General features: G+C 67.6%; 17 protein-coding genes. 10 read left to right on the forward strand and 7 right to left on the reverse strand.

Annotated features, from left to right (window positions below):
• Positions 1-341: 341 nt before the first annotated feature.
• The 3 genes from ACOQFS_RS08055 (at position 342) to ACOQFS_RS08065 (ending at position 5831) form a co-directional block, all read left to right on the forward strand.
• Positions 342-2057 carry an acyl-CoA dehydrogenase family protein gene (locus ACOQFS_RS08055; protein ID WP_421562378.1) on the forward strand — a complete coding sequence of 572 codons (1716 nt, stop codon included), beginning with the start codon at positions 342-344 and terminating at the stop codon, positions 2055-2057.
• Between the two features lie 120 nt (positions 2058-2177).
• Positions 2178-3899, forward strand: coding sequence for a tannase/feruloyl esterase family alpha/beta hydrolase (locus ACOQFS_RS08060; RefSeq protein ID WP_421562379.1), 1722 nt, complete (start codon positions 2178-2180; stop codon positions 3897-3899).
• A gap of 195 nt (positions 3900-4094) precedes the next feature.
• The gene (locus ACOQFS_RS08065) at positions 4095-5831 is read left to right on the forward strand and encodes a tannase/feruloyl esterase family alpha/beta hydrolase (RefSeq protein WP_421562380.1); all 1737 of its coding nucleotides are present in this window, start codon (positions 4095-4097) and stop codon (positions 5829-5831) included.
• A 357-nt stretch (positions 5832-6188) separates the two neighbouring features.
• On the opposite strand, the gene ACOQFS_RS08070 is transcribed toward ACOQFS_RS08065, so the two are convergent.
• Complete coding sequence (locus tag ACOQFS_RS08070) at positions 6189-7082, reverse strand: AraC family transcriptional regulator (RefSeq protein ID WP_421562381.1); 894 nt, start codon at positions 7080-7082, stop codon at positions 6189-6191.
• Positions 7083-7231: 149 nt separating this feature from the next.
• On the opposite strand from ACOQFS_RS08070, the gene ACOQFS_RS08075 reads away from it, so the two are divergent.
• Genes ACOQFS_RS08075 through ACOQFS_RS08095 form a run of 5 tightly spaced genes read left to right on the forward strand, consistent with a single transcriptional unit; the run spans position 7232 to position 9348 of the window.
• Entirely contained in the window at positions 7232-7984 is a 753-nt protein-coding gene (locus tag ACOQFS_RS08075; protein ID WP_421562382.1) for an SDR family NAD(P)-dependent oxidoreductase, read from the forward strand.
• 21 nt (positions 7985-8005) lie between these two features.
• Positions 8006-8209 carry a hypothetical protein gene (locus tag ACOQFS_RS08080; protein ID WP_421562383.1) on the forward strand — a complete coding sequence of 68 codons (204 nt, stop codon included), beginning with the start codon at positions 8006-8008 and terminating at the stop codon, positions 8207-8209.
• Between the two features lie 17 nt (positions 8210-8226).
• Positions 8227-8628 (forward strand): VOC family protein, encoded by a 402-nt coding sequence (locus ACOQFS_RS08085; protein WP_421562384.1) that lies wholly within the window; start codon positions 8227-8229, stop codon positions 8626-8628.
• Complete coding sequence (locus ACOQFS_RS08090; protein ID WP_421562385.1) at positions 8621-8923, forward strand: hypothetical protein; 303 nt, start codon at positions 8621-8623, stop codon at positions 8921-8923. The genes ACOQFS_RS08085 and ACOQFS_RS08090 overlap by 8 nt, the downstream gene beginning before the upstream one ends.
• 32 nt (positions 8924-8955) lie before the next feature.
• Positions 8956-9348, forward strand: a complete 393-nt coding sequence (locus ACOQFS_RS08095) for a VOC family protein (protein ID WP_421562386.1) — start codon at positions 8956-8958, stop codon at positions 9346-9348.
• 356 nt (positions 9349-9704) lie between these two features.
• Here ACOQFS_RS08095 and ACOQFS_RS08100 read toward each other — a convergent pair whose 3' ends face one another.
• Positions 9705-9896: a hypothetical protein gene (locus ACOQFS_RS08100; protein WP_421562387.1), complete on the reverse strand. Its 192-nt coding sequence runs from the start codon at positions 9894-9896 to the stop codon at positions 9705-9707.
• A 499-nt stretch (positions 9897-10395) separates the two neighbouring features.
• Here ACOQFS_RS08100 and ACOQFS_RS08105 point away from each other — a divergent pair, with 499 nt between their 5' ends.
• A complete protein-coding gene (locus tag ACOQFS_RS08105) occupies positions 10396-10773 on the forward strand; it encodes a VOC family protein (protein ID WP_421562388.1) in 378 nt (125 codons plus the stop codon).
• A 50-nt stretch (positions 10774-10823) separates the two neighbouring features.
• A complete protein-coding gene (locus ACOQFS_RS08110; protein ID WP_421562389.1) occupies positions 10824-11252 on the forward strand; it encodes a VOC family protein in 429 nt (142 codons plus the stop codon).
• Positions 11253-11923: 671 nt separating this feature from the next.
• On the opposite strand, the gene ACOQFS_RS08115 is transcribed toward ACOQFS_RS08110, so the two are convergent.
• From ACOQFS_RS08115 to ACOQFS_RS08135, 5 genes are read right to left on the reverse strand one after another with little or no spacing between them, the layout of a single operon-like run.
• Positions 11924-15673, reverse strand: a complete 3750-nt coding sequence (locus tag ACOQFS_RS08115; protein ID WP_421562390.1) for a molybdopterin cofactor-binding domain-containing protein — start codon at positions 15671-15673, stop codon at positions 11924-11926.
• Positions 15670-16191, reverse strand: a complete 522-nt coding sequence (locus ACOQFS_RS08120) for a (2Fe-2S)-binding protein (protein ID WP_421562391.1) — start codon at positions 16189-16191, stop codon at positions 15670-15672. Before ACOQFS_RS08120 ends, ACOQFS_RS08115 begins: the two co-directional genes overlap by 4 nt.
• Positions 16192-16218: 27 nt before the next feature.
• On the reverse strand, positions 16219-16956 hold the full coding sequence (locus ACOQFS_RS08125) for an ABC transporter ATP-binding protein (protein ID WP_421562392.1): 738 nt from the start codon (positions 16954-16956) through the stop codon (positions 16219-16221).
• A gap of 17 nt (positions 16957-16973) precedes the next feature.
• On the reverse strand, positions 16974-17762 hold the full coding sequence (locus ACOQFS_RS08130; protein WP_421562393.1) for an ABC transporter ATP-binding protein: 789 nt from the start codon (positions 17760-17762) through the stop codon (positions 16974-16976).
• Entirely contained in the window at positions 17759-19666 is a 1908-nt protein-coding gene (locus ACOQFS_RS08135; RefSeq protein WP_421562394.1) for an ABC transporter permease, read from the reverse strand. The genes ACOQFS_RS08130 and ACOQFS_RS08135 overlap by 4 nt, the downstream gene beginning before the upstream one ends.
• Positions 19667-19841: the final 175 nt, after the last annotated feature.

Raw genomic sequence — 19841 nt, forward strand, 5'->3', positions numbered from 1 at the left:
GCGCGCAGCGGATGCAGCCCTTCGACAGGCTCAGGGCGAACGGTGCAAGGAGTGTCGAGTGGCCCACCACCCGCTCGGGCTGAGCCTGTCGAAGCCAGGGCACGCAGCAGATGCAGCCCTTCAACAAGCTCAGGGCGAACGGTGCAAGGAGTGTCGAAGGGCCCGCCACCCGTTCGGGCTGAGCCTGTCGAAGCCGGGGCACGCAGCGGATACAGCCCTTCGACAGGCTCAGGGCGAACGGTGAGAGCGATGTGAACGGTGCGAACACCAAAAACTTTGAGTCAGAACAGCCTTCAGCGCTTATCCATCAAGCGCCAAAAGCTATCAACTTGAGAGCATTCATGCAAGCCCGCCAGACACTCGCCGACATCCGGTTCCTGCTGAACGACGTGCTCCGCGCCCCCGCGCAGTGGCAGGCGCTGGCGCCGTTTGCCGACACCGATGCGGACCTGGCCGCGCAGGTGCTGGGCGAAGCGGCGAAGTTTGTCGACACCGCCGTGGCCCCGCTGCAGCGCACGGGCGATGAGGTGGGTTGCCGCTTCGACGCGGGCCAGGTGCACGCGCCACCCGGTTTTCGCGAGGCCTACCAGGCCTTCTGGCAAGGCGGCTGGCCCGCGCTGGCCTGCGCGCCCGAGGATGGCGGCCAGGGCTTGCCCGCAGTGCTTGAAGCGGTGCTGTTTGAATGGCTGGCCGGGGCCAACCACGGCTGGACCATGGCACCCGGCCTGCTGCACGGGGCGTATGAATGCATCAAGCACCACGCCAGCGACACCCTCAAGGCGCAGTACCTGGAGAAGGTCGCCACCGGCGAATGGCTGGCCACCATGTGCCTGACCGAGGCCCACGCGGGCAGCGACCTGGGCCTGGTGCGCACGCGCGCCGTGCCGCAGCCCGATGGCAGCGTGCGCGTGAACGGCAGCAAGATCTTCATCTCCGGCGGCGAACACGACCTGACGGACAACATCGTGCACCTGGTGCTGGCGCGCCTGCCCGATGCACCGGCAGGGCCCAAGGGGCTGTCGCTGGTCCTGGTGCCCAAGATTCTTCAGGACGGCACCCGCAATGCGGTCGTGTGCGAACGCATCGAAGAAAAAATGGGCCTGCACGGCAGCCCCACCTGCGTGATGCGCTTTGACGATGCCACCGGCTGGCTGGTGGGCGAGCCCAACAAGGGCCTCGCCGCCATGTTCGTGATGATGAACGCCGCGCGCCTGCATGTGGGCCTGCAGGGCATCGGCCTGCTGGAGGCCGCGTGGCAAAAAGCCAGCGCCTACGCGGCAGAGCGCCGCCAGATGCGCGCGCCCGGCGCCAAGCACACCAGCCTCATTCAAGACCACCCCGCCATCCGCCGCACGCTGCACACGCAGCGCGCCTGGATCGACGGCGGCCGCGTGCTGGCCTACCACACGGCCCTGCAGCTGGATGTGGCCAAGCACAGCGCCGACGCGGCCGAGCGCACGGCCGCTCAGCGCTGGTGTGCGCTGGTCACGCCGGTGCTCAAGGCCGCGCTCACCGACCAGGGCTTTCATGGCGCCAGCGCCTGCCTGCAGGTGTTGGGCGGCCACGGCTATGTGCGCGAATGGGGCATCGAGCAGATCGTGCGCGACGCGCGCGTGGCCATGATCTACGAGGGCACCAACGAGATCCAGGCCATCGACCTGCTGGTGCGCAAGGTGCTGCCCGATGGCGGCCAAGGCCTGGCGGCGCTGCTGGAGGCCCTGCCCGGCGCCGCCCCCAGCGCTGCGGCCCGCGCGCGCCGCGATGCGCTGGTGCAGATCACGCAGGCGCTGGCCGCGGCCGCACCGGCCGACCCCGAGCTGCCCTACTGGGTGGCCGACGACTACCTGCGCGCCCTGGCGCTGGTGCTGCTGGAGTGGGCCTGGGGCCAGATTGCCCACGCGGCCGGCGAGAGCGCCGATGCGCGCTGGAGCGCCCCGGCCCAGGCCCTTAGCCAGTGGGTGCTGCCGGAGTTTGACCTGCACGCTGCCGTGCTGCGCCAGCGCATCGCGCAGGCACCGAGTTTTGAACAAAAACAGCCCTCAGCGCTTGATGGATAAGCGCTGACAGCTATCAACTGCATAGCAACCCACCAAAGACTGCCGATCACCGCCCGCCGCGTTTCGGGGCCGCGCTGCGGGGTTTCATGAGGCCTTGGAAGAAAACATGGAGACAACACAATGAACGTCCGAAGAAGAGAGCCAGGTGCGCGTGCACGCCTTGCAGCCCTGGCGGCCTTGCCCGCCGCGCTGCTGGTGGCCTGCGGGGGGTCGTCTGAACCCAGCCTGCCGCAGCTGGCCGCCGCCTCGCCGGGCACGCTGCAGTCGTGCAGCGAGCTGGCGGCGCGCATCAACTTTGCCAACACCACCATCACCGCCGCCAACCCGGTTGCGGAAGGCACGCTGACCGTGGCCGGAAAACCCGTGCGCGCGCACTGCCAGATCACCGGGAAGATGTTCGAGCGCGTGAGCACGGTGGACGGAAAGAGCTATGCCATCGGGTTCGAGATGCGCCTGCCCACGGCGTGGAATGGCCGCTTCTTCTATCAGGCCAACGGTGGCATCGACGGCAACGTGGCCACAGCGGCGGGCCCCGTTGGCGGTGGGGGTCCACTGGACAACGCGCTGAACAAGGGGTTCGCCGTGCTCAGCTCCGATGCAGGCCACGTGGGCTCGATGGGGCCGAGCTTCGGCATCGACCCACAGGCAAGGCTGGACTATGGCTACCAAGCCGTGGGCAAGCTCACGCCCATGGCGAAGAGCGCCATACAGACCGCGTATGGCAAGGGGCCAGACCGTTCATACATAGGTGGCTGCTCCAACGGCGGCCGCCACGCCATCGTGGCCGCTGCGCGATACGCGGAGCTCTACGATGGCTTCCTGGTGGGCAACCCTGGAACCCAGCTGCCCAAGGCGGCCATCGCCAACATTGCGGGCGCGCAAATCTACAGCACCCTGGCCAGCACCCCGGGCGACATCTCCACGGGCTTTACGCAGACAGAGCGGCAGCTGGTGTCGAAAGCCGTGCTGGGCAAGTGCGATGCACTGGACGGCAGCACCGACGGGTTGATTCAGGACACGTCGGCCTGCCAGGCGGCGTTCGACCTGAACCGCGACGTCCCCACCTGCACAGGCGAGCGTGACGGCACGTGCCTGAGCGCAGCCCAAAAGACGGGCATCGCCAAGGTATTCAGCGGTGTGACAACCAGCGCCGGCACGAAGGTCTACGCATCGTTCCCGTACGACGCAGGGATCGGAACGAACGGATGGGCGGGTTGGAAGTTCAGTGAATCGCTCAACCGTGACTCGGGTGCCGTGGCGTATATCTGGCAAGTGCCGCCCACCACCGAGCCCCTTGCGACGTTCAATGGCCCCAGCTTCAGTCTGACCAGCGACGTCGGCAAGTTGCTCAACATGGTCAACGCCACCAGCGCGACCTACACCGAATCGGCCTTGTCGTTCATGACGCCACCCAACCCCAGCAATCTTTCAGCCGTCAAAAACCGTGGTGCGAAGGTCATGGTGTATCACGGGACCAACGACCCCATCTTCTCCAGCGACGACACCACCGCCTGGTATGACAGCGTGCGCGCCGCCAACAACGGCGATGCCAGCAACTTTGCCCGCTTCTACCGCGTGCCCGGCATGAACCACTGCTCCGGCGGCCCCGCCACCGACCAGTTCGACATGCTGACCCCGCTGGTGAACTGGGTGGAAAAGGGCGAAGCCCCGGCCACCGTGCTGGCCAGCGCGCGCGGCGCGGGCAACGCCGCCGGTGCCAACGCCGACGTGCCCGCCAGCTGGTCGGCCACCCGCACCCGCCCCCTGTGCCCCTACCCCCAGGTGGCGCGCTACAACGGAGCGGGTGACATCGAAAGCGCCAGCAGCTTCAGCTGCAAATAGCGCCCACGGCCCTGGCCCCTTCGGCCAGGGCCTTTTTGTTGGATGGACCCGAATGTTTTGCTTGCACCCAGACGCCCGTTCGGGCTGAGCTTGTCGAAGCCTTGCACTTGATCCACTGCACGGTTCAACGGGTTCAAACCGACCGGCCCAACATCAACGCGACACCACCCCACCCCTGCCCCCTGGAGACACCGCATGCCACGCCGCACCATCCCCCCCTTCTCTGCCCTGGCCGCCGCAGCACTGCTGGCGGGCTGCGCCAGCGCGCCGCGCACAACGCCGCCGCCCCAGCTCGGCGCCGCCACGCCCGCCACGCTGAAGAACTGCACCACGCTGGCACAGAGCCTGGCGCTGCCCGGCACCCGCATCACATCGGCCGAGATGGTGGCCGAGGGCCCGCTCACCCTGCAAGGCAACACCGTGCAGGCGCCCGCGCACTGCCTCGTCAAAGGCAAGATGAACGAACGCACCAGCGCCGTGGACGGCGCCCCGTACGCCATCGGCTTCGAGATCCGCATGCCCGTGGCGTGGAACGGCCGGTTCTTGTACCAGGCCAACGGCGGGCTGGACGGCAACGTGGTGATGGCCCTGGGCGCGGTGAGCGGCGCGGCGCCCGTCGCCCCCGGCCTGGTGCAGGGCTTTGCGGTGCTGAGTTCTGACGCAGGCCACGGCGCGCCCACGCCCTACTTCGGGCTGGACCCGCAGGCCCGGCGCGACTATGGTTATCAGGCCGTGGGCACCCTCACGCCCATGGCCAAGGACTTGATCAAGGGCGCCTACGGCAAGGGCCCTGACCGCTCGTACATCGCCGGCTGCTCCAACGGCGGCCGCCACGCCATGGTGGCCGCGTCGCGCTATGCCGACCAGTACGACGGCATCCTGGCGGGCAACCCCGGCTTCAGCCTGCCCAAGGCCGCCACCGCGCAGTTGTGGAAGGCGCAGCAATACGCCAAGGTGGCGCCCAAAGACGCCAAAGGCCAGCCCGACCTGGTCAAGGCCGTGAGCCCCGCCGAGTTCCAGCTCATCGCCCGCAAGATCGTGGAGCGCTGCGACGCACTGGACGGCGCCACCGACGGCCAGGTGAACGACGTGCAGGCCTGTCAGGCCGCCTTCAACCTGCAGCGCGACGTGCCCACCTGCACGGGCGCCAACAATGCGAACCCTGCGCGGGACGGAACGTGCATCTCGGCCGAGCAAAAGACCGTGCTGGCCAGCATCTTTGCCGGGCCCAAGAACCGCAAGGGCGAAGCCCTGTACACCGGCACCTGGTTCGACCCCGGCGTGGCTGGCAGCAACTTTGCGTTCTGGCACTTCAACGCCCCCGCCACGCGCGACGCGGGCGCCGTGGCGTTCCTGTTCACCACGCCACCCTCCACCCTGGACGCCTTCAAGGCCACCACGGGCATCCAGTACGCGATGAACTTCAGCATGGAGACGGACTACCCCAGGATGTTCGCCACCACACCGGTCTACACCGAGTCATCGTGGTCGTACATGACGCCGCCCAACCCCGCCAACCTGAGCGCCTTGCGCAATCGGGGCGCCAAGATGATGGTCTACCACGGCGTGGCCGATGGCGTGTTCTCACCCATCGACACCGCGAACTGGATGGACCGCGTGCAGGCCAACCACGGCGGCCAGGCCGACGACTTCGCCCGCCTGTACCTGGTGCCCGGCATGAACCACTGCTCCGGCGGCCCCGCCACCGACCAGTTCGACATGCTGGCCCCGTTGGTGGCCTGGGTGGAACAAGGCAAGGCGCCCGACAGCGTGACCGCGAACGCGCGCGGCGCGGGGGCCAAGGTGGTGAATGCGGAGTTGCCTGCGGGCTGGTCTGCGAATCGCACGCGGCCGCTGTGTGTGTACCCGAAGGTGGCGCGGTACAACGGGACGGGGGATGTGGAGAGTGCGGGGAGTTTTAGCTGCAGGTGAGGGGGCATTTGAAGCGCTGATCCATGCGGCAACGGAGGTTCGAGAATTTTCCGGCCCGGCTTGCTCGCTAGTGAGAAGCGGCAGCTACCACTGCGTGGATCGCTTTGGTCCAGCGCTCAACTCCGGCCCCAGAGACCTTGAACACCCTCGGCTCGCTCGAATGCGTCCTTCGCCGCGAGTACCTGATGGGCACCACCGAGCTCAGGCTCCAACGCTTGCTGAGCGGCCTCCAAGGCCATGGCGCCCAAGGGAGACGTATGGGCTGATCGCGAACTAGAGAGCGAACTGCGGACTGCTCACAGACTTCTCCTAGTCATTCGGGTCTATCGGCGATGGTCACTCACGCCATCGAGTTCCCTAACTCACCCTGCGCGCTTGGATGCTGGCCATGAGTCTGACGGCATCCTTGGCGGGGGGCAGGCCAAACGCACGGCCGTATTCCCGGCTGAACTGCGTCGGGCTCTCGTATCCCACCTCGTATGCAACGGACGTGACGTTTTGCCCCGCTGTCACCAACAGCTTGCGAGCCTGCAGCAGCCGCAGTTGCTTCTGGTACTGCAAGGGGCTCAGCGACGTAACCGCCTTGAAGTGCCTGTGGAAGGCTGACGCGCTCATCGCCGCCTCTTCAGCCAGCTTCTCAACCACTAGCGGCTGGGCAAACTCGCGGCGGATGCGCTGAATGACGTTGTTGATTCGGGCAAGCGCCGAATCCGGCGTCGCGATGTCGCGCAGCATCCAGCCCATGGGCCCCTGCAACACCCGGTAGAGGATTTCGCGTTCGAAGGCTGGCGCCAGGGCGGGAATGTCAGCGGGCCGGTCCATCAGTCGCAGCATGCGTACCCAGGCGTCCAGCAACTCAGGCGTCACAGGCGCGACGGAGAAGCCTTGTTCAGCCTCAGCAGGCGCTGGCTCGGGCAGCGTTGACAAGAAATCCGCCAGAACGGAGGCATTCAGCGTCAACGCGACAGCCAGATACGGCGAGCCATCTGCGGCCGGCCTCACGACGCCCGCTGCCGGCAAGTCGACCGACATGACGAAGTAGGTGGCAGGGTCGTAGTCCAGAGCCTGCTCGCCCACGGTCAGCGTCTTCCCTCCTTGCAGGATGAGGTTGACCATCGGGTCGTAGACGGCGGCCAGCTCGTGCTCCGGGATGCTGCCCTGGACCATGAACACGCGCGGAATACCGGTTTTGGTCGGGCGGTTCTCAGCACGACTGGCCAGGGCCCGCAGTTCATCGAGTTGCTGTTGCATGACGCCATTAGAAATCGATCCTACGGTTCCGGCAGTACGTAGATGCCACAGACAGGAATAGGCAGGAATCGAGCAGAAACCGTTGCGCTCAACGTAGGGCGATTCCCTATCGTTCAGTCACCCCAACCACTGAGCTTTAGGAGCCTGAAATGAGCAACAGCAAAGTCATAGTCATCACTGGCGGCAGCCGCGGTATCGGCGCCAAGACGGCCTTGGAAATGGCCCGTCGCGGCTTCGGCGTCATCCTGACCTACAACGCCAACCCCGATACCGCCCATGCTGTGGTGCGCGACATCGAGAAACGCGAAGGCAAGGCAGTCGCGCTGCGGCTGGACGTCGCCGATACGTCCAGCTTCGCCGCCTTCCGCACCGAAGTCGAGCAAGCGCTGGCCGCCACCTGGAACACCACGAACCTGGCGGGGTTGGTCAACAACGCAGGGTACGGCTTGTTCCAGCCCATCACCGCAGTCACCGAAGCCCAGTTCGATGGCCTCTTCAACGTCCACCTCAAAGGCCCCTTCTTCCTGACGCAGACGCTGCTGCCGCTGCTGCGCAAGGGTTCGGGCATCGTGAACGTGACCAGCGCCACCACCCGCGTTGCCACGGCCGGCGTGGCGCCCTATGCCTCGTTCAAGGGTGGTCTGCAGGTCCTCACGCGCTATATGGCCAAGGAGTTCGGCGAGCAGGACATCCGCGTCAACTCCGTGTCGCCCGGCCCCATCCGCACGGAACTGGGCGGCGGCCTCAACGACGAGTTCGAAGCGCTGCTGTCGTCGCAGACGGCCCTGGGCCGCGTTGGCGAGCCGGAGGAAGTCGCCCGCGCAATCGCGTCGCTGCTGACCGAGGACAGCTGCTGGATCAACGCACAGGACATCGAGGTGTCCGGCGGCTACGTGATCTAACCACCCGTGAGAGCGCACGTCATGTTTCTGACTTCATCCAACCCTTTGCCGCTCAAGCTCATCGCTGGCGCGCTGCTGGCACTGGCGGTGACTGCGCTGGAAGCCTGGCTGCGCGTCCCCATCGGGCCGCTGCTCGACGGCTATCTGCAAGACGCCGTTTCGCGCGTCACCGGCCTGCTGCGCCGCCTTCCCACTCCCACGTTCATCCCGGAGGCCCTGTGCTAGACCATGTGTTTTTGTCGGTGAGTGATACCGACCGCGCCATTCACTTCTATACCCATACGCTCAAGCCGCTGGGCATCGTCAACCGGCTTGACTACGACGGGCGCGATGGCCCGCCGGGCCACCCCGACCTCAAGGGCTTCGGCGCCAACGGGCGGATGTTCTTCTGGCTACGCCGAGGTGAGGTGGACGCACGCGCGGCCCACGTCGGTTTCGTGGCCAGCAACCGGGCTGCAGTCGATGCGGCCTACGCAGCAGCGATGTCCGCCGGCGCCACCGACAACGGAGCCCCGGGCGCTCGCCTGCACTACGACCCTCGGTACTACGCCGCCAACGTTCTGGACCCCGACGGGTACAGCCTCGAGTTTGTCTACAAACCCTGGCAGCACGCCAGCGCTTCCGAAGGGAACCATCATGAGTGAAGCAATGGAGATCACAACCTTCCAGTTGGTGAAAGGCAAGACGATCAAGGACTTCATCGCCGCAAACGTTGACGTCGATGCGTGGCTCCAGAAGCAGCCTGGCTTCATCTTGCGGCGCATCTGCGAAGGCCGGGACGGCTGGGTCATCGACATGCTGCTGTGGAAGTCTGCCCGCGACGGGCAGCGTGCGGCCGCCGGAATCATGACCAAGCTGTCCGGCTCGCCAGTTCACGCTGCCATCGACCAGGCCACCGTGGACTGGACCATTCAGACGTGCCGGCATCGCCTGGGCTGATCTGCGTTCTGTCCGAGACTAAGGAAACTGCAATGGCTACTCTGGATCACATCGAGTTCGCGGTGAGGGACTCGAGCGTCTCCTTGGACTTCTACAAGGTTGCGTTGAGGCCTCTCGGCATGACCGTCGTCGTGGCCCTAGGACCAACGGAAGCCAGAACTGGCTCCCGCTATGGCCTTGGCACCGATGACTACCCGCGCCTATGGATTCATGATGGAAAGGAAGGTGGTGTTGGCATGCATGTTGCCTTCTCAGCGGTGAAGAGAGCGCAGGTGGACGCGTTCTGGACAGCTGCCGTCGCCGCAGGCGGCGTGGACAACGGCTCGCCAGGTGTGCGGGCGCGGTATCACGACCAGTACTACGCCGCCTATGTGCTCGACCCGGATGGCAACAACATCGAAGTAGTCTGCCAAATGCCAGCATAGGCATCGTCGACCCGGTTTCGATGGTCAAGCGAGATGGAGCGTCGCAACGCAACTGATGGTTAAATTCCGCCTTTGAGCCTAATGCGCCGCTCCAAATACCCAGCGTTGCTAGGTGCCTCGCCATGGTTCCGCAGCGGCATAAGTCACGCCCTCGATGGCTAGCCGGTTCACCGTGCGGAGTTTCCGCCGAGCAATGGTTTTGACGGGGCTGAACTCACGGGCTGGAGTAACTCGCACATTCTTGGACTGAAACAGCCCAAACCGCCGCAAGAAAGCTTGCTACTACTTCCACGCACCCGGAGTGTGTCCACCCGGCATTTTCGATCTGCTGACTTGTTCTCGCATTCTTCCCTTGGTCATAGGGCCAATTGAGTTTCCGTTGGCTCATGGGTTGCGAGCCTCATTTTGGTCCTGCGCTGGGCGGTGGCCCGCGTCGTATCTGGCGACTGCGGAGGCTCGCCGCGCTTCACCATGGTCTTCTTGGCAGTACGTCGCGCTGCATCGGTTTGCAGTCTCTCAAAAACTTCTTCCGTGATCTCCAGTTCCATTCCATGCGAATTCCTGGCTCGGCCAGCACCTGCAGTGCGCGGACCACTTGGCCAATGACAGCAACGTTTCGATGGGGATTTTTGGCGCGAATCGAGGCATTGAATTCGATTCATTTTGCTACGGGGAGCGAAGGCAAGAAAACGCAAAGATCGTTGCGATTCCTCTGGAAGAACTGGATTGAGCATTGAAATCGAAGCAATCGTTTCGATACTGACCCGTACTTCCACCTTGCCACCAAGTCAGGCCTGCCGCTCCTACGCGCGCCCAAGGGCGCCGCTTTGCCGGGACACAGCGCAGACAAATGCTTCGACCTGTGCCCCACATGCAGCACACCACGCACAGCTTTAGCCCCCTTGCCCTCTGGACCGGTTTGCGGCGCCAGCACGTTCGAGCAGGGCACACCAACACATTTGCCACCCCACTGACAACCCGCTGTCAGCAGCCCCCGCGCACCATCGGGGCTCCTTCATTTTTTGCTTTCACCCCAAGGAGCCCATCTTGAAAAACGCCATCACCTGGTTTGAAATTCCCACCACGCAGCTGGACCGCGCCCAGGCCTTTTACGAGGCCGTGCTGGGCCAGCCCATGCGCCGCGAGGCCATGGGCGATAGCGAGGGGGCGATGTTTGCCTATGACCCCGAAGCCGATGGCGTGGGCGGTGCGCTGCTGATGGGGCCCACGGCGCCGCCGCTTGCGGCGGGGGGCACCCTGGTGTACCTGGATGCCTCGCCCTCGCTGGACGCGGCGCTGGAGCGCGCGGTGGCTCAGGGCGGCCGGGTGGCGCTGCCCCGGCAGGCGCTGCCGCCGGGCATGGGGTTTTTTGCGCACATCCATGACCTGGATGGCAACCGCGTGGGCCTGCACGCGCTGGGCTGACGGGTTGATCGTTTGACTTGACTGGCAACACCCTGAAAGGAGACCCAATCATGGAAGCACAGCAGATTCACCGTGGACGGCTGATTGACCACATTCAACTGGTGGTGCGCGACCTGCCCGCGAGCCAGGCCTTTTACACCGCCGTGCTGGGCGCGCTGGAGGTGCCGATGGGCGGCACGGGCGACGATTACTTCTGGGCCGACGAGCTGTTTGTGTCGTCGGCCACCAGCGTGGCCGCGCACGGCCACCTGACGGGGCGGCACCACCTGGCGTTTCAGGCCCGGGACGAGGCGATGGTGCAGGCGTTTTACCGCGCGGCGCTGGCGCATGGCGGCACCGACAACGGCGCGCCCGGGCTGCGCCAGTACCACCCCGGCTACTACGCCGCGTTTGTGCTGGACCCGGATGGCAACAACATCGAGGCGGTGTTCCACGGCGAGGCACAGCGCAGTGCGGCGTCGGTCACGGTGACGTTTTGATGGGCTGGCGTGCGCCACGCTTGGGCGGCGCGGGCTGAGCGGCGTTGGCGTGTGGCGCGGGGCTTCGACAGGCTCAGCCTGAACGGGTGGGGGTGTTCAGCGGTGCCGATGTCGCCGTGGACCGCGCCTGGGATGCTCTTGCGTGGCGCTGCTCTTGTAGAGCACGTGGGAGGCCCGTGCGGGGCTTCGACAAGCTCAGCCTGAACGGGTGGTGGGTGGCTCGGCGGTACCGATGCCGTTGCCGACGCGAGGCACCCCCGCTGGCCGCTGTCAGCACACGGCCATGAGCGTGTCGACCACGCGGCGCTGTGCGGCGCTCAGGGCGTGGTAGCCCTCGCGCAGCATGCGCAGGACGATGGCGTGGATTTCCTGGTCGATGTGGGGCATGGTGTTCTCCTTGAAGCATGCAGTGCGTGCCCCGGCCCTCACCGGGGAGCTGGGCATGCGGCGCATGCGTGCCGTTGCCCCGGGCCGACCGCCCGGTGGCGGCAGCGCCGGATGCCACTGTGCGCGTCTGGCGCGCACCCCGGTGACGCGATGAGAGGGGCAATGGCCTGCCAATCCTGCGGCGCTGCCGCACACAGCCGCCGCGCTGTGCGACCATTTGCTATTTTATTGATAGCTGTCAACGCTTATCCAGTAAGCGCTGAAGCCCAAAAACACTTCAAACTTCAAGGGTGCGCAGGGCTTGCGCGCACCCGGGCCAGGGCTGCGGGCACGTCCGTCCATGGCGGGCGGCCGGGGGCGTAGCGCTGGCGCATGTAGCCCGCCAGCTCGGTGATCTGCGCATCGCTGAGCGCGTGGCCAAAGCCGGGCATGAAGCCGATGTCGCGCGTGGCCGGCGACTGGATGCCGTGCACGATGACCTGCAGCAGGTTGTCGGGCCGGTCGCTGTGCAGGTTGGTGTTGAGCGCCAGCGGAATGTTGACGCCCAGCAGCTGCGGCCCGTCGCCGTCGTGGTGGCAGGCGGCGCAGGCGCCGTTGAACAGGCGCTGGGCCTGGCCGGGCTGTGGTGCCAGCGCGGTGGCCTGGGCCACGGCAGCGGCGGCGCGGGCCTCCATGGGCGTGACTGCCTCGGGTTGTGCAGCAGGCTCTGCCTGAAAGGACGCGAGGTAGCCCGCCATGGCGCGGATGTCGTCGTCGGGCAGGTGGGACAGCTCGCGCACCACGGGCGCCATGGGGCCGGATGCACTGCCGTGCTGCGGGCTGTGGCCGTGGCGCAGGTAGCCATACAGTGCATCGGCCGTCCAGGGCACGGGCGCCTTGGACAAGGCCGTGAGCGCGGGCGCCTCCCACCCGTCAATGAAAGCGCCGGCCAGGAACGCGGCCCCGCCCTGCTCGGCCCCCAGCGCGTTGCGCGGCGTGTGGCAGGCGCCGCAGTGGCCCACGCCCTGCACCAGGTAGGCGCCCCGGTTCCAATCGGGCGGGCGAGTGGGGTCGGGCTTGAAGGGCGTGGCATCGTGGAACAGCGCGTTCCAACCCGCCATGAGCGGGCGCACGTTGAAGGGGAAGGCCAGCGCGGTCTGGGGCACCTCGGACCGCACGGGGGGCTGCGCCATCAGGTAGGCATACAGCGCGGTCAGGTCGTCGTCGCTCATCTTGGCGAACGAGGTGTAGGGGAACGCGGGGTACAGGTGCTTGCCATCGCGCGAGATGCCTTCGCGCATGGCGCGCTGGAAGGCGCTGAAGGACCACTGGCCGATGCCCGTTTCGGCGTCGGGCGTGAGGTTGGTGGTGTAGACCTTGCCGAAGGGCGTGTCCATGGCGCGGCCGCCCGTGTTGGGCGTGCCGCCCGGTGCGGTGTGGCACACCACGCAGTCGCCCGCTGCGGCCAGCAGGCGCCCGCGTTCGACGGTGGCGGCGTTGTAGACCGATGCGCTTGCCGTCTGCACCACGGGTGCGATGGACGGGCGCCAGCCCAGCAGCGCGGCGCCCACGGCAAACACACCGGCCGCCAGCGCGCCCGTGCGCGCCCACACGCTGCGGCGGCGCGGCCAGGGGGCGTGGCCGGGCACGGTGGGTGCGGACAGCTCCGGCGTGGGCAGCACGTCGGCGGGCGGCACCGCAGGGTGCTCGGCTCCCGCACCCACATGCCCTGCCCCGGCGGCAGCTGCCTCGGCTGCGGCGGTGAGTGGGCTCAGCCCCGCCCGCACCACCTCGGGCGTGAAGGGCGGCGCGCGAAAGCGCACGCCGGTGGCGTCAAAGATGGCATTGGCAATGGCCGCCGTGCCCGGCACGGAAGACGACTCGCCCGCGCCCAGCGGCGCCTCGTCCTGCCGGGGCATGTGCAGGACCTCGATGACCGGCACCTCGCGGAAGCTCAGGATGGGGTAGCTGCCCCATTCGCGCGTGTCCACGGCCTGCTTGACGGGCTCGAACGTCACCTGTTCTTTCAGCGCGCGGCTGGTGGTCTGCAGCACGTTGCCGTGCACCTGCTGCTCTACGCCTGCGGGGTTGACCATCAGGCCTGCGTCGTGGCCCACCACCACGCGGCGCACGTGCACCTCGCCGGTTGTCTGGTTCACGTCCACATCGGCCACCCAGGCGGCCCAGGCGGCGCCAAAGCCGGGCCACTTGCTGTGGATGTAGCGCGCGTAGGCAAAGCCCTGGCCCTGCACCCAGTCACCGCCCGCATCCACCTGGCGCGGGCCGGTGCGGGGCTGCCAGCCGGCCTTGGCGGCGGTGGCGCGCACCAGCTCGGCGGCGCGCGGGTCGTTCAGCAACTGCAGGCGGAACTGCACGGGGTCCACCCCGGCGGCCGTGGCCAGCTCGTCCACATACGACTCATGCGCGAAGGAGTTGGGCAGCGCCGACACGCCGCGCAGCCACGACGCGCGCACGATGGGTGGCATGTCGTTGACGGCCACGCGCAGGTGGTCGTACTGGTAAGGCGGGCGCGCGGTGCGGTCGCCCATTTCGTAGGCCTGGGCCGTGGGCTCGATGGTGCGGGTGAGCAGCAGCGCGAGCGTGGGCGCGCCGTTGGACGGATACGAGGTTTCAAAGTCGTAGGCCGCCACCGAGCCATCGGCGTTGAGCCCGCCGCGCACCTGCATCAGCTGCGCCGTGCCCTTGGGCTCCCACAAATGCTCCTGCTCGCGCGTGAGCTGCACGCGCACGGGGGCGCCCACGGCGCGCGAGAGCAGCGCGGCGTCGGCCGCCACGTCGTCGGCGCCGTTGCGGCCGTAGCAGCCGGCGGCCTCCATGCGGATGAGGTCGATGTCCACATCGGCCAGGCCCATGAGGCGGGCCAGGTCGGCGCGCAGCACGTGCGGGTTCTGCGTGCCGGCCCACACGGTCATGCGCGGGTGGCCAGCGTCATCCTGCGCCCGCCAATCGGCCACCGCGCACGAAGGGCCGATGGAGCCGTGCAGCTGGTAGGGCCACACGTAGGTGCGGGGCATGGCGGTGTCGGCAGCGGCCAGGGCGGCGTCCACATCGCCCTCGTCCACCAGGCGGCGCTGGGTGGCGGGGTTGGCGCGGATGGCCTGGGCAATGGCCTCGGGGCTGTCCTGGCGCGGAAAGCCGGGCCAATTCTTCCAGCGCACCTTCAGGTCGCGCAGGGCCTGCTCGGCCTGCTCTTCACGCTCGGCGACGATGCCCACGAAGTCGCGGACCACCACCACGGCGCGGATGCCGGGGATGTGCGCGATGGACGCTTGATCGACCGATTCGAGCGTGTTGCCGATGAAGTCGCCATGGTCCGCCCCCGCATAGGGCGGGCGCACCACGCGGCCGTGCAGCATGCCGGGCACGCGCATGTCGTGCACAAAGACCAGCTCGCCGCTGACCTTGGCGGGGATGTCCACGCGCGGCACGGACTGGCCCACCACGCGGTAGTCGGCAGCGGGCTTGGTGGGTGTGGCGTCTGCCAGCTCCAGCGTGGCGTGTGCGCCCGCCAGCAGCGCACCGTAGGCCACGCGGCGCGACGGATCTGCCGTGACCTGCACCACACCGGCACGCACCTGCAATTGATCCACCGGCACACCCAGCCGCTCTGCGGCCTGGGCCACCAGCCAGTGGCGCGCCTGTGCGGCAGCGGTGCGCAGGGGCCTGGCGTGGATCTGGATGGAGGCGCTCGCAATGGTGGCGCCCTGGTTGGGCGCGCGGGTGGTGTCGCCCAGCACCATGTTCACCTGCGCCAGGGGTAGATCCAGCTCTTCGGCCACGATCTGCGCGAGTGCGGTGCGGATGCCGGTGCCCAGGTCCACATGGCCGTTGAGTGCGGTCACGCTGCCGTCGTCCCACACGGCGATCAGGATCTCCACGCCCTCAACCGGGTTGCCCGCCACCAGGGCGGGCTGGCCCTTGACGGGTGGCGGTGCAGGCGGCGGGTGGCGCACCACCAGGAGCACGCCCTCGGCGGCATGGAAGTCGGCGCGGGTGAGCGGGCTGTGGGCGCGCAGGGATGGAGGCGTAGTCATGCCTGGCCCTCGCGCATCAGCACTGCCGCGCGCAACACGGCGCGGATGATTTCGACATGCGTTCCGCAGCGGCACAGGTTGGCCGACAGCGCGCGGCAAATGGCAGCTTCGTCGGGGTCGGGGTTTCGCTCCAGCAGCGCCACGGCCATCATCACCATACCGTTCAGGCAATAGCCGCACTGCGCGGCCTGCTCGTCCACAAAGGCCTGCTGCACGGGGTGCAGGCCCGCCGGGCGGCCGCAGCGCGCGGGCAGGCCTTCCAGCGTGGTCACCTCGCGGCCCGCCATGCCCTGCGCGGGAATCACGCAGGCCCGCGCGGCCACGCCGTCCACCAGCACCGTGCAGGCGCCGCACTGCCCCAGGCCGCAGCCGTACTTGGGGCCGTTGAGCGCCAGGGTGTTGCGCAGCAGGTGCAGCAGGGTTTCGGCAGGGCCTCCCTGCGGCGTGCAGGCCGCGCCGTTGACGCGCACGACGCTCGCTGGCGCCGGGTGCAACGGGGACGGGGGTGTTGCGGGCATGCAGGCGGCCACGGGTGCGGATGCAGGCTACACGCTGAGGTAGGCGCGCCGCACCTCGTCGTTGGCGGCCAGCTCGGCCATGCTGGCGTGGTAGCGGATCTGGCCCTTTTCCAGCACATAGGCGCGGTCGGACACCAGCTCGGCAAAGTGCATGTTCTGTTCAGACAGCAGGATGCTCACGCCCTGCTCCTTCAGCTCCACGATCATCTGCGCCATCTGCTCGACGATGACCGGCGCCACGCCCTCGGACGGCTCGTCGAGCAGCACCAGGAAGGGGTTGCCCATCAGCGTGCGCGCCACCGTGAGCATCTGCTGCTCGCCGCCACTCATGCGGCCGCCGGGGCGGTCGGGCATTTCGCCCAGGTTGGGGAACAGCTGGAACAGGCGCTCGGGCGTCCAGGCGGGCGCATCCACGCCGTCGGGCCAGCGGCGCGGGGGCTGGCGGCCCACCTCCAGGTTTTCCATCACGGTGAGGTCGGTGAACACGCGGCGGTCTTCCGGCACAAAGCCCAGGCCCAGGCGGGCGGCGTCGTGCGGGTCGCTTTTCGACAGGTCGTGGCCCATGAAGCGGATGCTGCCCTTGCGCTTGGAGAGCATGCCCATCAGCGTCTTGAGCGTGGTGGACTTGCCCGCGCCATTGCGGCCCATCAGGGCCACCACTTCGCCCCGGCGCACTTCCAGGTCCACGTCATACAGGATCTGCGCCGCGCCATACCAGGCCTGCAAGCCCTTGGCCTGCAGCAGCGCGCCCTGGGTGTCGGTCATCGTCGTCGTTGTTGTTGTCATACCCCAGCCTCCGCAGCGGTGGCCTTCTTTTTCTTTTCAAAGGTCTTGCCCGTGCCGAAGTACACCTCCTGCACCTTGGGGTGGTCGCGCAGTTCCAGCGGCTTGCCTTCGGCGATGAGGCGGCCGCGCGCCAGCACGATCATGCGATCGGCATACGCGAACACCACGTCCATGCTGTGCTCGGTGAAGAGCACGGCCATGTGGCGATCGATCACGAGCTGCTTGGTCAGCGCCATCAGCTCGTTGCGCTCCTTGGGGGCCATGCCGGCGGTGGGCTCGTCCATCAGCAGCAGCTTCGGCGCGTTGGCCATGGCAATCGCCAGCTCCACGCGCTTCACGTCGCCATAGGCCAGCACGCTGCAGGGGCGGTCGGCCTGGGCCTTCATGCCCACCTGGTCGAGCAGGGCCAGGGCTTCGTCGCGCTTGTGGTCGGCCGCCTTGCGCCACATGGCAAACAGACGGCTGTCGTGCGAGATCAGGGCCATCTGCACGTTTTCCACCACCGTCAGCGAGGCAAAGGTTTCAGCGATCTGGAAGGTGCGGCCCACGCCCATGCGCCAGATGTCGCGGGGTTTGCGCCCCACCAGCTCCTGGCCGTTGAGTTGTATGGAACCTGCATCGGCGGGCAGCTGTCCGTTGACCATGTTGAAGGTGGTGGACTTACCCGCACCGTTGGGCCCGATCAGCGCCAGCAGCTCGCCCGCCGCCAGTTCGAAGTGGACGCCATCCACCGCCTTCACACCGCCAAAGGACTTGCCCAGGCCGGTGACTGTGAGCAGGCTCATGCCTGGCCCTCCTTGATGTGCTTGGCTTCGCGCCTGTTGTCGAAGATCTGCTTGATGGCGCCCGCAATGCCCTGCGGGAACAGCAGCACCAGGATCAGGATGATGACGCCCAGCATGGCGCGCCAGTAGTCGGTGTTGCGCGCCACGGTGTCGTGCAGCCAGGTGAAGGTGACAGCGCCCACCACCGGGCCCGCCAGCGTCTGGATGCCGCCCAGCAGCACCATGACGAGGCCGTCCACCGAGCGGCTCACGTGCAGGGTTTCGGGCGAGATGCTGCCCTTGGAGAACGCGAACAGCGCGCCGCCCAGGCCCGCGAACAGCCCCGCAATGACGAAGGCCGTCCACTGCATGCGCTTGACGTCGATGCCGATGGCGTCGGCCCGCAGCACCGAGTCACGCCCCGCCCGCAGCGCATAGCCGAAGGGCGAGAACAGCACGCGCCGCAGCACCAGCACGCCCGCCGCCACCAGGGCCAGCGTGAGGTAGTAGTAGTTGCGTTTGTCCGACAGCCATTCGGCCGGCCACACGCCCGTGAGGCCGTTGCTGCCGCCGGTGAAGCCGTCCCACTGGTAGCAGATGGCCCAGGTGATCTGGGCGAATGCCAGCGTGAGCATGGCGAGGTACACGCCCGACAGGCGCACGCAGAACCAGCCATACAGCAGTGCGCCGGCGGCGGCGGCCAGCGGCGCCAGCACCAGGGCCAGCTCCATGGGCACACCGGCCGCGCGCACCAGCAGCGCGGCGGCATAGGCCCCCAGGCCAAAGTAGGCCGCGTGGCCGAACGAGTGCATGCCCGCCGGGCCCATGATGAAGTGCAGGCTGGCCGCAAACAGCGCGGCGATCAGCAGGTCGATCATCAGCACCGTGAGGTAGGGCGAGCCCGTGGTGACCAGCGGCAGCAGCACCAGCACGGCCACCAACGCGGCGCCGCCGGCCTTGAACCAGCGCTCCGGCTGGCGCAGCGGCGCCTCGGGCAGGCCGGTGTTGCGGCTGGCGCCCTGCGGGCGGCCCATGAGGCCCCAGGGGCGCCAGATCAGCACCACGGCCATCACCAGAAACTCCACCACCAGCGTGAGCTTGGAGAACGACACGCTGACGCCCAGGATGTCCACCACGCCCAGCCAGATGCAGATGGCCTTGATCTCGGCGATCAGCAGGGCCGCCACATAGGCGCCGGGAATGGAGCCCATGCCCCCCACCACCACCACCACAAAGGCGGCGCCGATGGTATGCAGGTCCATCTCCAGCGTGGCGGGCTCGCGCGGCAGCTGCAGCGCACCGCCCAGGCCGGCCAGCATGGCGCCCAGCGCAAACACGGCGGTGAACAGCCAGGCCTGGTTCACGCCCAGGGCGCTGACCATCTCGCGGTCTTGCGTGGCAGCGCGCACCAGCGTGCCCCAGCGTGTGCGCGTCAGCAGCAGCCACAACAGGCCCAGCACCACCGGGCCCACCACGATGAGGAACAGGTCGTACGAAGGAAACTGCCGGCCCAGGATGCTGACCGAGCCCGACAGGCCGGGCGCGCGCGGGCCCAGCAGTTCCTCCGGCCCCCAGATCCACAGAGCCGCATCCTTGATGACCAGCACCAGCGCAAAGGTGGCCAGCAGCTGGAACAGCTCGGGCGCCTTGTAGATGCGGCGCAGCAGCAGCACCTCCACCAGGGCCCCCAGTACGCCCACGGCGGCGGCCGACAGCAGCAGCGCGGGCCAGAAGGCCAGGCCCGTGCCCAGCTTGTCCACCAGCGAATAGGCGATGTAGATGCCCACCATGAAGAACGAGCCGTGCGCAAAATTCACGATGCGCGTGACGCCAAAAATCAGCGACAGGCCCGCGCCCACCAGGAACAGCGAGGACGCCCCCGCCAACCCGTTGAGCAGCTGCACGACAAAACTCGAAAAACCCATCTGTGGTCTCCGCGGCGCGCAACCGGCACCGCCTACTAGCTACGAAACTGGCACGCACCCCGCGCGGGCAGCCGCGCAAGGGCCGCCCCGCCGCGCTGGCTGCGTCCCCTTTCCCGAATGGCGCAGCCATTCGAGAGAAGGGGGAAGCGGCGAAGCCGCTCAGGGGGTTGTCACT

Origin of the sequence: Paracidovorax sp. MALMAid1276 (assembly GCF_049198005.1) — a bacterium.
Taxonomy (GTDB): Bacteria; Pseudomonadota; Gammaproteobacteria; order Burkholderiales; family Burkholderiaceae_C; genus Acidovorax.

Bases quoted from the DNA above. Each gene is read 5' to 3' on its own strand.
- ACOQFS_RS08090 (WP_421562385.1), top strand. From the start codon at position 8,621: ATGAGTGAAGCAATGGAGATCACAACCTTCCAGTTGGTGAAAGGCAAG.
- ACOQFS_RS08135 (WP_421562394.1), bottom strand. From the start codon at position 19,666: ATGGGTTTTTCGAGTTTTGTCGTGCAGCTGCTCAACGGGTTGGCGGGG.
- ACOQFS_RS08095 (WP_421562386.1), top strand. From the start codon at position 8,956: ATGGCTACTCTGGATCACATCGAGTTCGCGGTGAGGGACTCGAGCGTC.
- ACOQFS_RS08060 (WP_421562379.1), top strand. From the start codon at position 2,178: ATGAACGTCCGAAGAAGAGAGCCAGGTGCGCGTGCACGCCTTGCAGCC.
- ACOQFS_RS08125 (WP_421562392.1), bottom strand. From the start codon at position 16,956: ATGACCGACACCCAGGGCGCGCTGCTGCAGGCCAAGGGCTTGCAGGCC.
- ACOQFS_RS08080 (WP_421562383.1), top strand. From the start codon at position 8,006: ATGTTTCTGACTTCATCCAACCCTTTGCCGCTCAAGCTCATCGCTGGC.
- ACOQFS_RS08065 (WP_421562380.1), top strand. From the start codon at position 4,095: ATGCCACGCCGCACCATCCCCCCCTTCTCTGCCCTGGCCGCCGCAGCA.
- ACOQFS_RS08130 (WP_421562393.1), bottom strand. From the start codon at position 17,762: ATGAGCCTGCTCACAGTCACCGGCCTGGGCAAGTCCTTTGGCGGTGTG.
- ACOQFS_RS08110 (WP_421562389.1), top strand. From the start codon at position 10,824: ATGGAAGCACAGCAGATTCACCGTGGACGGCTGATTGACCACATTCAA.
- ACOQFS_RS08070 (WP_421562381.1), bottom strand. From the start codon at position 7,082: ATGCAACAGCAACTCGATGAACTGCGGGCCCTGGCCAGTCGTGCTGAG.
- ACOQFS_RS08115 (WP_421562390.1), bottom strand. From the start codon at position 15,673: ATGACTACGCCTCCATCCCTGCGCGCCCACAGCCCGCTCACCCGCGCC.
- ACOQFS_RS08075 (WP_421562382.1), top strand. From the start codon at position 7,232: ATGAGCAACAGCAAAGTCATAGTCATCACTGGCGGCAGCCGCGGTATC.
- ACOQFS_RS08100 (WP_421562387.1), bottom strand. From the start codon at position 9,896: ATGGAACTGGAGATCACGGAAGAAGTTTTTGAGAGACTGCAAACCGAT.
- ACOQFS_RS08055 (WP_421562378.1), top strand. From the start codon at position 342: ATGCAAGCCCGCCAGACACTCGCCGACATCCGGTTCCTGCTGAACGAC.
- ACOQFS_RS08120 (WP_421562391.1), bottom strand. From the start codon at position 16,191: ATGCCCGCAACACCCCCGTCCCCGTTGCACCCGGCGCCAGCGAGCGTC.